The sequence below is a fragment of the Anabaenopsis tanganyikae CS-531 genome, assembly GCF_029891675.1.
Taxonomy (GTDB): Bacteria; Cyanobacteriota; Cyanobacteriia; order Cyanobacteriales; family Nostocaceae; genus Anabaenopsis; species Anabaenopsis arnoldii.
The window spans coordinates 1-14,524 of the sequence record NZ_JANQDF010000076.1; the positions used below are offsets into that span (position 1 = coordinate 1).

Annotated in this window: 17 protein-coding genes; 6 read left to right on the forward strand and 11 right to left on the reverse strand. The window is 42.2% G+C overall.

Annotation, left to right across the window (positions count from 1 at the left end; all coding sequences use genetic code 11):
- The first annotated feature begins 211 nt into the window (after positions 1 to 211).
- Positions 212 to 703 (forward strand): DUF1499 domain-containing protein, encoded by a 492-nt coding sequence (locus NWP22_RS07755; RefSeq protein WP_280801694.1) that lies wholly within the window; start codon positions 212 to 214, stop codon positions 701 to 703.
- Positions 704 to 741: 38 nt separating this feature from the next.
- Here the strand turns inward: NWP22_RS07755 and map are convergent, their stop codons facing one another.
- Positions 742 to 1,506, reverse strand: coding sequence for a type I methionyl aminopeptidase (map, locus tag NWP22_RS07760; RefSeq protein WP_280801695.1), 765 nt, complete (start codon positions 1,504 to 1,506; stop codon positions 742 to 744).
- Positions 1,503 to 2,501 (reverse strand): Gfo/Idh/MocA family protein, encoded by a 999-nt coding sequence (locus NWP22_RS07765; RefSeq protein WP_280801696.1) that lies wholly within the window; start codon positions 2,499 to 2,501, stop codon positions 1,503 to 1,505. Before NWP22_RS07765 ends, map begins: the two co-directional genes overlap by 4 nt.
- 285 nt (positions 2,502 to 2,786) lie before the next feature.
- Here NWP22_RS07765 and NWP22_RS07770 point away from each other — a divergent pair, with 285 nt between their 5' ends.
- Entirely contained in the window at positions 2,787 to 3,098 is a 312-nt protein-coding gene (locus NWP22_RS07770; RefSeq protein ID WP_280801697.1) for a ferredoxin, read from the forward strand.
- Positions 3,099 to 3,199: 101 nt separating this feature from the next.
- The gene (locus NWP22_RS07775) at positions 3,200 to 3,499 is read left to right on the forward strand and encodes a ferredoxin (RefSeq protein ID WP_280801698.1); all 300 of its coding nucleotides are present in this window, start codon (positions 3,200 to 3,202) and stop codon (positions 3,497 to 3,499) included.
- A 52-nt stretch (positions 3,500 to 3,551) separates the two neighbouring features.
- Here the strand turns inward: NWP22_RS07775 and NWP22_RS07780 are convergent, their stop codons facing one another.
- Positions 3,552 to 5,150, reverse strand: coding sequence for a SpoIID/LytB domain-containing protein (locus tag NWP22_RS07780; RefSeq protein ID WP_271731556.1), 1,599 nt, complete (start codon positions 5,148 to 5,150; stop codon positions 3,552 to 3,554).
- 212 nt (positions 5,151 to 5,362) lie between these two features.
- Between NWP22_RS07780 and lepB the strand changes: the two genes are divergently transcribed.
- A complete protein-coding gene (gene lepB / locus NWP22_RS07785; RefSeq protein ID WP_271731557.1) occupies positions 5,363 to 5,935 on the forward strand; it encodes a signal peptidase I in 573 nt (190 codons plus the stop codon).
- A gap of 1 nt (position 5,936) precedes the next feature.
- Here the strand turns inward: lepB and NWP22_RS07790 are convergent, their stop codons facing one another.
- From NWP22_RS07790 to NWP22_RS07805, 4 genes are all read right to left on the reverse strand, one after another.
- A complete protein-coding gene (locus tag NWP22_RS07790) occupies positions 5,937 to 6,467 on the reverse strand; it encodes a ComEA family DNA-binding protein (protein ID WP_271731558.1) in 531 nt (176 codons plus the stop codon).
- A 14-nt stretch (positions 6,468 to 6,481) separates the two neighbouring features.
- A complete protein-coding gene (locus NWP22_RS07795; protein WP_271731571.1) occupies positions 6,482 to 6,856 on the reverse strand; it encodes an NINE protein in 375 nt (124 codons plus the stop codon).
- Positions 6,857 to 6,928: 72 nt separating this feature from the next.
- Positions 6,929 to 7,414, reverse strand: coding sequence for a GNAT family N-acetyltransferase (locus NWP22_RS07800; RefSeq protein ID WP_271731559.1), 486 nt, complete (start codon positions 7,412 to 7,414; stop codon positions 6,929 to 6,931).
- 34 nt (positions 7,415 to 7,448) lie between these two features.
- Entirely contained in the window at positions 7,449 to 9,293 is a 1,845-nt protein-coding gene (locus NWP22_RS07805; RefSeq protein WP_271731560.1) for a bifunctional serine/threonine-protein kinase/formylglycine-generating enzyme family protein, read from the reverse strand.
- Positions 9,294 to 10,299: 1,006 nt separating this feature from the next.
- Between NWP22_RS07805 and NWP22_RS07810 the strand changes: the two genes are divergently transcribed.
- Entirely contained in the window at positions 10,300 to 11,388 is a 1,089-nt protein-coding gene (locus NWP22_RS07810; protein WP_280801699.1) for a glycosyltransferase family 4 protein, read from the forward strand.
- A 77-nt stretch (positions 11,389 to 11,465) separates the two neighbouring features.
- Here the strand turns inward: NWP22_RS07810 and NWP22_RS07815 are convergent, their stop codons facing one another.
- The 4 genes from NWP22_RS07815 to NWP22_RS07830 form a co-directional block, all read right to left on the reverse strand.
- Positions 11,466 to 11,732 carry a DUF3143 domain-containing protein gene (locus NWP22_RS07815; RefSeq protein ID WP_271731564.1) on the reverse strand — a complete coding sequence of 89 codons (267 nt, stop codon included), beginning with the start codon at positions 11,730 to 11,732 and terminating at the stop codon, positions 11,466 to 11,468.
- A 27-nt stretch (positions 11,733 to 11,759) separates the two neighbouring features.
- Positions 11,760 to 12,299 carry a J domain-containing protein gene (locus NWP22_RS07820; protein ID WP_271731566.1) on the reverse strand — a complete coding sequence of 180 codons (540 nt, stop codon included), beginning with the start codon at positions 12,297 to 12,299 and terminating at the stop codon, positions 11,760 to 11,762.
- 154 nt (positions 12,300 to 12,453) lie between these two features.
- Positions 12,454 to 13,476, reverse strand: coding sequence for a tetratricopeptide repeat protein (locus NWP22_RS07825; RefSeq protein ID WP_280801700.1), 1,023 nt, complete (start codon positions 13,474 to 13,476; stop codon positions 12,454 to 12,456).
- Positions 13,477 to 13,683: 207 nt separating this feature from the next.
- Positions 13,684 to 13,917 carry a hypothetical protein gene (locus NWP22_RS07830; protein WP_280801701.1) on the reverse strand — a complete coding sequence of 78 codons (234 nt, stop codon included), beginning with the start codon at positions 13,915 to 13,917 and terminating at the stop codon, positions 13,684 to 13,686.
- Positions 13,918 to 14,150: 233 nt separating this feature from the next.
- On the opposite strand from NWP22_RS07830, the gene NWP22_RS07835 reads away from it, so the two are divergent.
- On the forward strand, positions 14,151 to 14,524 hold a 374-nt coding region (locus tag NWP22_RS07835; protein WP_280801702.1), incomplete at its 3' end, for a recombinase family protein.

The following is a 14,524-nucleotide window of genomic DNA, read 5'->3' on the forward strand; positions in this document are numbered from 1 at the left end:
AAGATTGATTTGTCTGTTCGCTCAGTGTTGTGCTTGAATTGCAACACTCTTGCAGACAGAGATGAGAATGCTGCTAAGAACATAGAAATGGTCGGCATGGGGCATCGGCACGACCTAAAATGGACAGGGAGTGACTGTAAGACTGTTTCGGCAGCGAGTTACTGTGAACTGTCAAGAATCACCGACCTTCAAGGTCGGTAAATATGTCAACATGTCTTATCTGCTAGCCAATCTCACCCACAAACTCCTGCGGCGGATCACTACGGTGATTCTCTGCACCGTCATGACTGGTATAATCTTTACCGGCAATAGTTGGGCTGATACTTCCACCTTAGGAGTTAAAAATGGTCAACTTAGTCCTTGTCCCCCCAGCAATAACTGTGTTGTCAGCCAAAAGGCCGATGCTAAACACGCCATTGACCCCATCACCTATCATGTAGACCGAGACACAGCCAGAAAAACCTTACTTAAAGTCCTCAATGTTGTTCCCAGGACAGAAGTGATAGAACAGACAGATAATTACATTCATGCTCTTTCCAAAAGCCGGATTTTTAAATTTGTGGATGATGTAGAATTTTATTTACCCAGTGATGAACCAGTGATTCATACCCGTTCTGCATCTCGTGTGGGAGAATCGGATTTAGGTGTCAACCGCAGACGTATAGAGCAAATTCGTTTAGCTTTGCAAGATTTAAACATTTAATCTCAGGGAATCCCACAGCTTAAAGCCGTGGGACTATCTCAATCAGTCCGAGTCAGAATTTCTACCCCCGTTTCTGTCACCACCAGAGTATGTTCACATTGGGCGGAAAGTTGGCGATCGCGAGTCACAGCAGTCCAACCATCACTAAGCACCTCAACCTCCCAAGTACCGACATTAATCATCGGCTCAATAGTAAACACCATACCTGGTCGCAGACGTTTACCCTTCCCCCTAGTCCCATAGTGGGGAATATCTGGCGCTGTGTGGAAAATATTACTAATCCCGTGTCCCACAAAGTCCCGCACCACAGAAAACCCTTGTGATTCAGCATACTCTTGAATAGCAGCGCCAATATCCCCAATTTTTGCCCCCGGTTTAACCTCAGCAATACCCAGACGGCGACATTCTTCCGTCACCTCCACTAAATGCTGCGCCTTGGGGGAAGGAGTACCCACAAAGAAAGTTTTAGACGTATCACCATGGTAACCATCAACAATCAGTGTGACATCAATATTAATAATGTCCCCGTTTTTCAGGACTTGCTTGGCGTTAGGAATACCATGACAGACCACCTCATTTACACTAGTACAAATTGACTTAGGATAACCTTTATAACCCAGAGGTGCGCTCTTGGCTCCGTGGGCTTGTGTCCAGCGTTCCGCTTCATCATTCAATTGCAGAGTACTTACCCCCGGCTTAACCATGGGTTCCAGGTGCTGTAATAATTGGGCCGCCAAGCGTCCAGCTTGACGCATTTTTTCAATTTCCCGTGTAGATAAAATCACAATTGGTTGAGTTTTCATAAATTTTCGTCGGCTGAATCTTTCATAAAGATAGTTAAACCCGTCTGTGCAGCTCTTTGGATAGCATCAGCCACCTGAAGGACATATAAACTTTCTTCTGGGGTGACGTACAAAGGAGTGCCATAAAAAAGATGATCTAACACCATACTTGTATCTTTAGCAAATAAACCCCGACGAGTGCCAACTTCTATAGGTGTTTGTCCCCCAGACTTAATCAACACTCCCCCATCGCCATCAAAAATTAAACCACCCTTTTCGCCGTGAACTTCTAGTTTCCGTTCTGCTTCCCAAAGGGTTTCACCTTTACCATAAACAACTTGTGCTAACAGTCCATTTTCAAAGCACAGTTGACTGATACAGAAACAAGTTTGATAGTAGTCCGCTTCTGTTTGCCAATATCGCTGATGACAGTTGACTGCCAAGACCTTACCAAATAAATTGGTGAGACGATGTAACCGAGATAAAGCGCCAATTAAAGGAAAACCAAACAATTCATGGTTATAAGTCCATCTGCGGGGTGCCGGATGCTGTGGGTTAATGGTGCTGTAGCGCACATAAAAAATATCGCCAACTTCACCTAAGTTCTCCCGTACAGCTTGATGTAAGCCACCTAAAAGTTCTATGTGTTCAACGTGTAAGAGTTTATTTTGGGATTTGGCTAGGGTGATTAACTCCTCAGCTTCCGTCACATCTACAGACAAAGGATATTCGACAATTACGTGTTTACCTTGTAAAAGTGCCGCACGAGCGATCGCACCATGATCGCGGTTAATTGTCGCAATCACCACCAAATCAATATCTTCACGTTCTACTAGTTTTCCCCAATCACTTAACACTTCTGTCTGATATTTTTGGGCAAAGGCGGCTGTATTTTCTGGCTGATGACCTGCGATCGCTACTAGATTGCTTCGCTGATCACCAATCAATGCTTCAGCCCGTAATTTTGCTGCATATCCCGTACCAACTAAGCCTACACGCACTTTTGCTGTTTCCAAAGCTGCCTTATGAATTATACATGATCCTTACAGTTGTGTTTTTGCTCCTGGGCTGAAGGTACGATATTTGCACCCCGGAACAGGAAACACATAAAATAAACTTATATTTATTTAATAACTAAACTTCATTACTAATCGGGGTTGATTTTGAGTTCAAACCGGCAATTTTTCCCGTAGTATCAGAATTGAAGCAGTGGAGAACCGGCGGCTCATCCCATAAAGATAGCCTTATGCTTCAATTCAGGATCACTTATACTGCCGTTCAAATTAAGAGAGGATAACTCAATGGCTACTTACAAAGTCACATTAATTAATGAAGCCGAACGCTTAAACACCACAATTGACTGTGACGACGATACCTATATTCTCGATGCAGCCGAAGAAGCCGGTATTGACTTGCCCTACTCCTGCCGTGCTGGTGCTTGCTCCACCTGTGGTGGTAAAATCGTCAGCGGTACTGTTGACCAGTCTGACCAATCATTCCTAGACGACGACACCATCGACCAGGGATATGTCTTGACCTGTGTTGCTTACCCAACTTCAGACTGCACAATTGAAACTCACAAAGAAGAAGAATTACAATCTGCTATGTCTTGATCTGTGTTGCTGACACAGCCTCAGACTGCACAATTGAAACTCACAAAGAAGAAGAATTACAATCTGCTTAGTACGCGCTATCAACAAGAGAGGATAACTAAATGGCTACTTACAAAGTCACATTAATTAATGAAGCTGAAGGCTTTAACGAAACAATTAACTGCGACGAAGATACCTTTATTCTTGACGCGGCCGAAGAAGCTGGTTTTGACTTGCCCTTTTCTTGCCGTGCTGGTGCTTGCTCAACCTGTGCTGGTAAAATTGTCAGCGGTACTGTTGACCAATCTGATCAGTCATTCCTAGACGATGAGCAGATTGAAGCCGGATATGTGCTCACCTGCGTTGCTAAACCAAGTTCTGACTGTACCGTCGAAACCCACAAAGAAGAAGAGTTGTACTAAGGGTTCACCGTGTGACATACTCCTGCAACAGCAGGAGTATGCAGGAGTAAAGCTAAAATTGGATGTTAGTATTAAGAGTTTGAATTTGAGTACCGGGGTAATAAAATTGTAAAATTTGCGAATTTGACCAACCTAATTTAGCTAAATTTTGCGCCCCGGTCTGACTTAAACCAACCCCATGGCCCAGTCCACCACCAATAAAAGCATATCCCCATAAATCTGCTGTACCTTTATTGAGGGGTTCTATATAAAACAGGGTACTTCTGGGAGCAGCAAAAGCGCTACGAATCTCGTCTTTCTCCAGGGTAAAAGTGCCGATATCTGTCTTCACCCTCAGTTCCAGAATCCTCCCACTGCGACTACGCTTGACTATAGACATAGCCTCAACGGTGTTAAATTTGGCATAGGGACTATTTTTGATTTCCAGGAATCTTTGTAACAGTCGGTTAATATCATCAATGGGAGTCTCCTTGTGCCAACGAAAGGTATTCCAGGTACTTTCGTTAAATCCTTCCCGGCGATTAATAAACTCACGAAAGTTGGTTTCATCAGCTAAACTCTTTAAAGATAAATCCCACAAGTTGGTCGCAGCATCTACTACCGGGCGCAAATAAGGACGATCTTCACCATTCCAAACATCACTAAAGTAGCCAGTAACGCCCCCGGTAGTGGAAGAATACAGGGCATCCACTAGCTGATTATTATACGTTAAAACCATCCCCCTGGTAGCGGCGATCGCTTGATCGGTACTGGGTGCGGTTCCACTCCAACCATAATAAACTTGACAGTGAGTATCCGCACACAATTGATAGTTATCAGTGACAAACCTCCGCAAATTCCTTAAAGCATAAGTGCGGGCGAGAATTGCTTGGGCTTCTACCGCTGCAGTGGGCGCATTTATACCAATTTCGTGAGGTACAACCCCACGCAAATAGCTTTCTAAAGCTACTTCATTCACTAAAGTATATGTACCATAGGCGTTGGGCTGTAAAGTCAGTCTTCCTGGATATAAACGATTATTTTCCAGTTTCTCCCCTCTTCTGACTCGAATTAATTGTTTATTTGTGCTAATTTCTAAATGATTTGGGCTGTAACGCTTGCCGTTGACTTCCCAAGTAACTCTGGGTACTTCTGGTAAAATCTTAGTGTCGATATATGCCATCTCCTTTCCAGCAGTCCGCACACTCTGGAATAGTAAACGTCGCAGTAAGGGAGTATTATAAACATCCCGTTTCGCCCAAACTTGCCACCTTTCCGGTTGGGCTATTTCCACCTCTATTCCCCGGGAACGCCAACTTTTGGCACTGTCTTCTGCAGTTTCAAAGGTGCGGTACGTGCCTAAAACTACTACCTCCTCCACCTCAAGCTTCGGTAAGGACTCCATGACTGTTTCTAGCTTGACTGGGTTTTGGGTAACTAGGGTTTTTTCCTGATTACCTGCTGTAAATCTTAGCTGTAAGCGATCGCCTGGTGTTGGTTCCAGTTGCAACTTAACTTGAGGATCCTCCCCAAATCGTTGCACAATGCCAATTCTCAGTTCTAAATCCTGATTTTTGCTCTCAACAGCTGAAGCACCCGTCAAGAAAACCAAGGAAACTGTTGTCAATGCAGTGCCGGAAAAACGCCATAACCTAGACTTCATAGTAGTCATCTGATTCTTACCAATTCAAAAATGCTAACCATTACTCAGATTTTCCTCATGTTTCCACCTTAATCTAGAAATTAATAGACCTTTTATGCTTAGAAAAATTGTCACAATTATTTTAGGTGCTGCAACAAACAGAGGTCTGTGTGAAAACATGACTTCCCAAACCTGAAGCCTTTGCTATATTTGTCCCACCATTTAAACTAGCTCAAATCTTTATGAATGTTCGCGAAAGTGATACCAAACCAGCCACTACCTCATCAAAAGGATGGAGCAGTTGGCAAGAAAATTTAACTCTCATAGCCATCGCCCTATGTTTAGCAGTGATCATTAGAATATTTATCGCCGAACCCCGCTATATACCATCAGACTCCATGGTACCTACCTTACATACAGGCGATCGCTTAGTGGTAGAAAAACTCTCATACCGTTTTCACCCTCCCACCAGGGGAGATATTATCGTTTTTCAGCCCCCAGCAGAACTACAACGCCGGGGATATCCCCAAGACCAAGCCTTTATTAAGCGCATCATTGGTATCCCTGGTAAAATCCTCAAAGTCAGTAACGGTCAAGTTTACCTCGACAGTCAACCCTTAAAAGAAGACTACATTGCCGAACCCGCAAATCAGCCATTTCCCCCCGTACAAATTCCACAAGATCAATATTTTGTCATGGGAGATAACCGTAACGATAGTAACGACTCTCGCTACTGGGGTTTTTTACCCAGACAAAATATCATCGGTCGCGCAGCATTTCGCTTTTGGCCCCTTGATCGCATAGGCTTAATTTGACTCAAAACCTGAGAAAATACATCAGCTTGGCGATGTCCTCACCCGGTAGCTCCAAGCGCCGCTGAAAATCCGCCAAGTTCGGGTAACTCCCAGCTGATAGACGATTTTGGACTATCGCCTCCGCCAGAGACACATCCATCCAGGGAATTTGCAATAATTGCTCAACGGTGGCAGTATTCAGATTAACTAACTGGTGAGGATAATCTAGAGATTCATTATCATAGTAAATAAAACTCAGTAGCGGCGCTAATGGTTCTAATCGCTGTATTGGCATAGCTAAAGCCGCCGCCACATCTTCAATACAATAAAATTTAACACCAGAGCGCGAAAGTTCCACAAGCGATCGCGCTTGGTGAATGGACAGACCAGGTAAGCGTAACCAATCGTCTACAGTTGCTTGATTAGCATCAATGCGAATTCCCAATTTTACCGCCAGACCAATTTCCTCCCCGGACTGTAATCGATAATAAGGGTCATTGAGGAGTTTAGCGCGGAGTTTTTGTAACTTAGGGTTTAAAGGTAGCCAGTTCATATTTGTTGCTGACATCAAGAAATTTGTTCTAGCAGCTGGCGGCGCTTTTGCTCAAATTCGTACTCAGAAATCAATCCATCTTGGCGCAGAGTATCCAACTCCCGCATAGCCTTAGCCATATCTTGTACCTGATTACCTGTAGAAATGGGATTATTCACTGCTGACCTACCCAAATTAAAATGACGATCAAAAGCCCCTTCATCCTGTGCCAAATACCACACCGCCTCAATAGCACTTGCTATCTTAGGGATAGGTGTCCAGGAAAGCAAAACATACAACACACCCCAAAAAGGTTGTCCCAAATAAAACTTATGTAACCCTGAAATAGTCAGCGTACCGGATAAAGCCAAAATAGCGGCAATGCTGCGACTTTTGCGTTTAGTTAACATATCTCCCATCCACCTAGCACTAGCACTTTCTACAGTCAAGTTTAAACCCAAATAAGTGGTTTCCAGAGAACTTTACCAGCTATATCTCAAAATTACGTCTGATAAATCATGGGTTTTACCCGGACAAATATCAACAGCCTCACCTAAGCGCAAAAAACCATAATTTTCGTAAAACGAGATAGCTGCAAAATTATCATAATTGGTAAAAACCCACAGTTCTTGAAATTTAAAACTCCCTGCATACTCGATTAACCTATCCATCATCATTGTTCCCCGTCCTTGTCTGCAAAACTGTGGACGCAAGCCAAACCATCCCATCCACACAACATGAGAGGGGCTATCACTTAATTGATAAAGACCCATAACACCGATTGATTCAGCCGCCAACTTAGCAATATATACCTCCCAGAAACTAATAGTGGCATCATGCTGGCCAATACCACACCACCTCAACATAGCTAAACTAAATTGATCCCCAAACTCCAACTCTTTTAAAAGCGGAATAAAATCTACAATATCTGTCGTTTGAATAATATTCAGACATTGATTATTAGACATACAAATTATCAGGTACAGTCATATTAATCACAATTCATGGAGAAAATACCACGCGAAAACCGCAGATCCTCAAACCACCATCAGACTCATTCCAGCTACGACTAGCGCTGCGACAAAGTTCGGCTGCAAAATTCCAAGAACCCCCACGCAATAGGCGACGATGAAAGTCACCACCAGCCTCCCACACACTACCATCCCCAGGCGCGCCACAATAGTTATTATGCCAAGTATCACCACACCACTCCCACACCTGCCCATGCATATCATACAATCCGAAGGCGTTGGCGATGCCAAAACTGCCCACATCGGTTGTTTCCTTGCGGTATTTGCTTTTTACATCCATACCATAACTATCCCCACTACAATTAACTAAATCAGTGGTAATCATTTCGCCAAAGTGGTAAGATGTAGTAGTTCCAGCGCGACAAGCGTATTCCCATTCAGATTCACTAGGTAACCGATATTTACGTCCGGTTTTTTCTGAGAGTCTAGCGCAGAATTCTACAGCCTCGTACCAAGATACGTTTTCTACAGGCCGATTAGCTCCTTTAAATTTCGAGGGATGTGGGTTTAAGCTTTGTTTGACTTCAGGTAAACCCGTTACAGCTTTCCATTGACCTTGAGTTATGGGAAATTTCCCCATAAAGAATGGTTTGAGAGTAACTTTGTGTTGAGGGCGTTCGTCAGCATCTCCTTCAAATTCAGGGGAACCCATCATAAAACTACCACCGGGAATTAAAACCATTTCCAGTGTGACTATTTCGTTTAATTTTTCGGTAAAAAATTTAGCCGTGGGTAAATCGCGGTTGACTTCTCTACCTGCTGTATCTACCGTCACTACTTCAAATTTAAAAGTTTGCAAAGGCGGTAATGAGGGTTTTATTTGTTTTGCTAGGGATGGTAATCGAATTAATTGAGGTAAAATAATTTCGCTAATTTTTGGTTCAACAACAGATTTTTTACTATCCTGTAAATCTTTTAGCACTTCCGAAGCCGATTGATATCTTTCACTAGCTAGATGTTTCAACAATTTATTTAAAATACGGCTTAAGTCATCGTTGATATACATCCCTTTTTTCCGTAATTCTTCTTGCCATAACCAATTACCATTCATGGCATCATAAAGAGGATCATGGATCTGTCCATAGGTATTTTGTATTGGTAAACATTGGGTTAACAGACGCACACAAGTTACACCCAAAGCATATAAATCACTCCCATGACAAGGAAATCCAGCCATTTGTTCAGAAGGAGCATAACCAATGGTATAAATAACCGTCGCCTGTCGAGCTAAGGTTGTTTGTGTTACCTGCTTCGCACCACCAAAATCAATTAATACGGGTTTACCGTCACTTTCGCGGCGGATAATGTTGTCTGGTTTGATATCTCTATGGATAACGTTAGCACCATGAATAAATTGGATAACTGGTAATAAATCAGTTAAAAGTTGGTAAATTTGCTCTTCACTAAAAGGTTTTTGCTGAACCTCTTCTAACAGAGTCTTACCTTGTATAAATTCTTGCACAAGGTACAAACTAGAACCTTGTTCAAAATAAGCTAATAATCTCGGTATTTGAGTATGATTTTCTCCGAGTTCATACAACCGAAATGCCTCTTCTTTGAAAAATTGTGCTGCTTTATTACGTTGGATTGTTCCTTGAAATTGAGGAAAAAATTGTTTGATGACGCAAGGAGCATTTAGTCTATCTACGTCTTCAGTTTCATAAGTTCTGCTAAATCCACCTTCTCCTAAAAGCCTCAATACGCGATAGCGATTCCTCAGAAGTTTGCCAAAGTTACTGTGTCCGCAACTCATGCAAAATCTATTGTCTTCAGGGTTGAATGGATTAGAGCAATTGGGATTTTGGCAAATTTGCATAATGAGGAGGGAATAGCATCTTATCCAAACTTAGCCCCAATAATATCAAATTCAGAATACGTATTTAGAACAGTAACCTTGAATAAAATTGCCTATGCATATATACTTTTAGGGCAAGATACAAATGCATAAATTTTATAATTTTATTCTGTTTTCTGTTATAGTTCCTATTTAAATAGGCTTAGTCTTGAAATGAGATATTTTGATCACAACAGCAATGATATTGTAAAGGGCTTGAATTTGTCAAGGGTGCTTTATTTTGTTAATTCTGTACATAATGCCGGTTATTTTTTGTGATCAAAAGCAGAATACTCACACCATTGATATCAGCCTGCAATTATTTTCTGCAGCGACAAAAAATTCTCTAAGTAGGTTGTTATAATCGCTACAAATACTCTTGATAACCGAGCGGTTCCAGTCTAACTGTTTTTTTTGCGATCAATATAGTCATCCTATTTGACTTGAAAAATTATCAGTGAGGAAAGGGAACACACCGAACAGGGAACACACCGAACAGAAATTGTTCATGAATCATTTAGGATTGCTATATCCACAATGTGTTTTTAATACCATTAAACCTTAACATTGTCAATGGCATAATTTCATACTTTTGGGGGATGACAACTGGAATTGTACCCCTACCTATGGGAGAAGGATAGATAAACTCTCTATTACTATAGGCTGGTGTGAAGAAAAATAACAGCATAAAAAAAAATATCAATAAGTTATCTAAATAAATTGAATTTTGCCGAAAAAATCTCTGTTTTGAGCAACATTTTCCAGAAAATTATCAAAATTTGATTCCTGATATTTTAATCATCTATAACTTAGTTCCTCTTCTGAATAAAGCAATATTTCCCTACTAAGGTAGAAAGCAAATATAGGATATGAAACATACAATCTAAATTAATGTGCTTATTAAAAAGTACTAATCAAAGCCTTTATAGGCACTTATGAAACAGCACACAGATATGTCATTTTCATCTGATTTTGCAGGAGTTATGTAATGCGAATTGCTCAAGTTGCGCCATTAGTCGAGAGAGTACCACCTCTAGCATATGGGGGTATAGAGTTAGTCGTAGGACTACTAACCGATGAATTAGTTAGACGGGGACATGAAGTGACGCTATTTGCTTCGGGAGATTCTATTACCTTGGCGAAACTAGTATCAGTTCATCCCCGTGCTTTACGTCTCGACCCGGAGGTCAAGGAACCTAATATATACCAAATGTTACAACTAGGCTTTGTCTATGAGCGAGCTAAGGAGTTTGATATTATTCATTCCCATGTGTGCTGTTCAGCATTACCCTATGCCAATCTGATTAAAACACCCACGGTTCACACCTTGCACGGGATTTTTACCCCTGATAATCAAAAAATGTTTCAATATGGTAAACATCAACCTTTTGTGAGTATTTCCCAGTCCCAGAGGGAACTCAGATTAGGGTTAAATTATGTAGCAACGGTTTACAATGGGATTGATGTTAATAGTTATAAGTTTCATCCCCAACCGGATAATCCGCCATACTTGGCGTTTCTAGGTCGGATATCTCCAGAAAAGGGTACACACCTAGCGATCGCCATTGCTCAAAAAACCGGTTGGCATTTGAAAATTGCTGGTAAAATAGATGCAGTTGACCGAGAATACTTTGAGCAAGAAGTCAAGCCACACATAGATGGTCAACAAATTGAGTATCTTGGAGAAGCGAACCATACCCAAAAAAATGCTCTCATGGGGGGTGCGGTAGCAACTCTTTTCCCCATCACTTGGCGAGAACCTTTTGGGTTAGTTATGGTAGAGTCAATGGCAGCAGGTACACCGGTAATTGCCATGAAACTAGGGTCAACTGTGGAGATCATTAAACACGGAAAAACAGGTTTCCTTTGCAATAAAGTTGCAGATTTTATTGAAGCTATTGATCAGGTAAAGCAGTTAGACCGCTATGTTTGCCGAGAGTATGTTAATCAGCACTTTAGCCTACAACATATGACCGATGGTTATGAAGCAGTTTATCAGCAAATTCTCGCCGGACAATCTGCTAAACATGGTCAAATCCCAGATGTAGTTAGTCTGGATATGAGCAGTAATTGCTAAGATGGTTAATTTTTAGGTAGTTGAGCATGGATATGTATTTGAACCCATGACCAATTACCTACCCTTAAAGAAGAATCTTACGGACCAGAAAACACAGCTTGTTCTATATCTTCACGGCTGAGAGAATATTTAAACGAGCGTTGGATATCTTGCTCATTTTCGCCAGATTTGATATACCTGACTGTAATTTGCTCAATATCAAGCCAGAGTTCAGCTCGCCAACCCGGGCGTTGTACACGCCAACAATGTAACTGGCTTTCATCCTGTTGACAGCCTTGGTTTCTGAGCCACTCCTCAATTTGTGGTAGCGGATGACTATATAAAGGTGTATCTGCACTAAGCATAGGAAAATTAGAAAAACAACTAAAAATTTACAAGTTTAAATTAATCTTCATTTCTGCGGGAGTCGGGAGTTGAGAAATGTGGGTAATCTGTGGTTGGCTAAGTTGGGTAGGTATACTCGTTTCACCACGAATAACAGCAACAGCGATCGCGACCAACACACAACCCACAAGGGTTAAGACCAAGAAAAATAATACAAAAATTTCTCCTGCTGATAGGGGGCGATCGCTAGCATCGAGATACATGGACTTTGAGAAATCGTAGGGTTTACCCACCGGATGGTTTAAATCCGTTGGTGCTTGAATTACCCCAAACCGGGAATAGCCGATTTTCACATCATAACTTAAACGCCGTTCAGGATTACTGAGAGTAGCGTAAGCTTCGTTAATTTGCTGAAATTTAGCAGTAGCAACTGTAGCAGGTAATTCTGTAGTATCTGGATGATACTGTTTACTCAGTTGCAAATAAGCCCGCCGAATATCAATAACCGATGCCGAGGGATGCAATCCTAACAGGGCATAATAGGTTATATTCTTGCTGATTTGTCGGTGTTTCCCGTTTTGACTCACGGCTGTGATTCACTCTGGTCAAATTCAGTTTTTTATATTCTAAAACTTTTCTGGGCTTTGCTGAATCCGCATAGTCCATCCATATAGCCAAAAACAAGGTTAATTCCTGGCATATGGCTATATTTGAACCCCTCCTGAGTCAGGAGGGAATAAATTACAGAGCATCCAAACACTGCTGGATCTTTTTCAACAGTGGCTCAGAGGCGATCGCATGGGCTAAATCCTGAGCATTGTGATAGTAACTGAGGGCTAACTTTTTGCGTTTAGTCCTAGCGTAAAATTGACCCATACTCAGCAGCGCGGAAATTTCTCCGAGAGAATCGCCAACTTCTTGATAAATGCCGATCGCCTGCTGATAGTATTTCATAGCTTGACGGTGATTCCGCAAGATACCGTAGGTAAAACCAATATTATGTAGGGTTGTCCCCTCCCCTGCGCGGTCATTCATAGCCCGACGAGCCAACAAAACCTGATAGTAGAGTAACAGAGCCTTTTTAGGTTCTCCCAAATCACCATAGACAGAAGCAATATTATTTAAAGTAGTAGCTTCGGCCACCACATTTTTCACAGCGCGTTGAATCGGGAGTGCTGCTTGGAGAAATTCTAAAGCTTGCTCATACTGTCCTAATGTGCTGTAAACATAACCAATACCATTGAGGGTAGTTGCTTCCCCAGAAAAATCTCCCAGTGAGCGACGCATAGCCAAAATTTGGTACTGTAGCAACAGAGAGCGCTTAGGTTCTCCCAACTTAGTGTAAATCAGTGCCACATCATTGAGAGTAGAAACCTCGGCGGGAATATCTTGTAAATCTCGAAAGATGTCTAACCCCTCGTGAAAATACTCTAGCGCTCGTGACAATCGCCCCAGACGGCTGTAAGTAGAACCCAGATTACTCAGTGCGATCGCTTCAGATCGCCTGTTCCCGATTTCCTCAGCCACTAAACGCGCTTGCTCAAAACACTCTAAAGCTTGTAGAGGTTGACAACAACTCAGATAAGCCAAACCGACATCATTCAACGTATGGCCTTCCCTAGCTCTGTCTGGGATAGATCGAGCTAACTGTAAATTCTCCGTGGCAAAATTGAGATATTCTTGAAACTGGCCTTGCTGGTAGTAGCGGTTAGCTTGGTTACGGCGTTGTTCCCATTCTTGGACTCGATTAAAAGCTTGCGTCATCTGACCCCGGTTACACTCTGCGATGAATTGGCAAGGGTTGGGAATGCACCCTCAAGAGGTTTCCCAATATTGAGTTAGTGGTTATTTTCTCCCTTTAGAGATAAAAAGTAAATAGAATTGCAATAAAAAAATATATCCTGAGAGGATGTTTTAAAAGGTATGATTAGTGTATCAAATATTGTTTTACCCCCACCCTCCCCATTCCCTTCACAAGGGAATGGGACTTGATTTTGTTTCTTCCGGTGTGTTCTCTGTTCCGGTGTTCCCTGTTCCGGTGTTCCCTGTTCCGGTGTTCCGGTGTTCCCTGTTCCCTAATCCCTGTTCCGGTGTTCCCTGTTCCGGTGTTCCCTGTTCCGGTGTTCCGGTGTTCCCTGTTCCGGTGTTCCCTAAGATAAAAATTACCTGTTGAAAACTTATAAAACATCCTCTGAGAAATAACACTGATGACTGGGGAATCAGCTGACAAAAAAGAGTATAAAGAATACAAGTATGGGTTTACCCGTGGTTATCTGTCGTTAATTACTGCTGACGAATCCACAGAGCCAACCCACCCCCACGACCGCGAGCTGCAATCAAATCAGGTGTAACCAAAAAGAAAGCAAAAAAAGGCTAGCCAATAGCTAGTTATTTGCTAATAATAGATTATATATGCTGATAAATGCTAAGATAGTGGTATGGCTTATGTACCACTACGAGAAGCAGTCAAACAACTGGGACTGCACCCACACACTTTAAGGAAGTACGCAGACAATGGCAAGATCGAAAGCATCAAAAACGAAGCAGGACAAAGACTTTTTAACGTTGAATCCTACCTCCGTGGTGCCACTAGAACTTCCATTGTCTGCTACTGCCGAGTTAGTTCAACCAAGCAACGAGACGACCTTGGTAGACAAATCGCCTATATGCAATCACTCTACCCAGAAGCCGAAATCATCAAAGATATCGGCAGTGGAATCAACTTTAAAAGAAAAGGACTACAAACCTTACTGGACAGACTTCTGCGGGGAGATAAACTCACGCTTGTTGTTACCTGTCGTGACCGACTCGC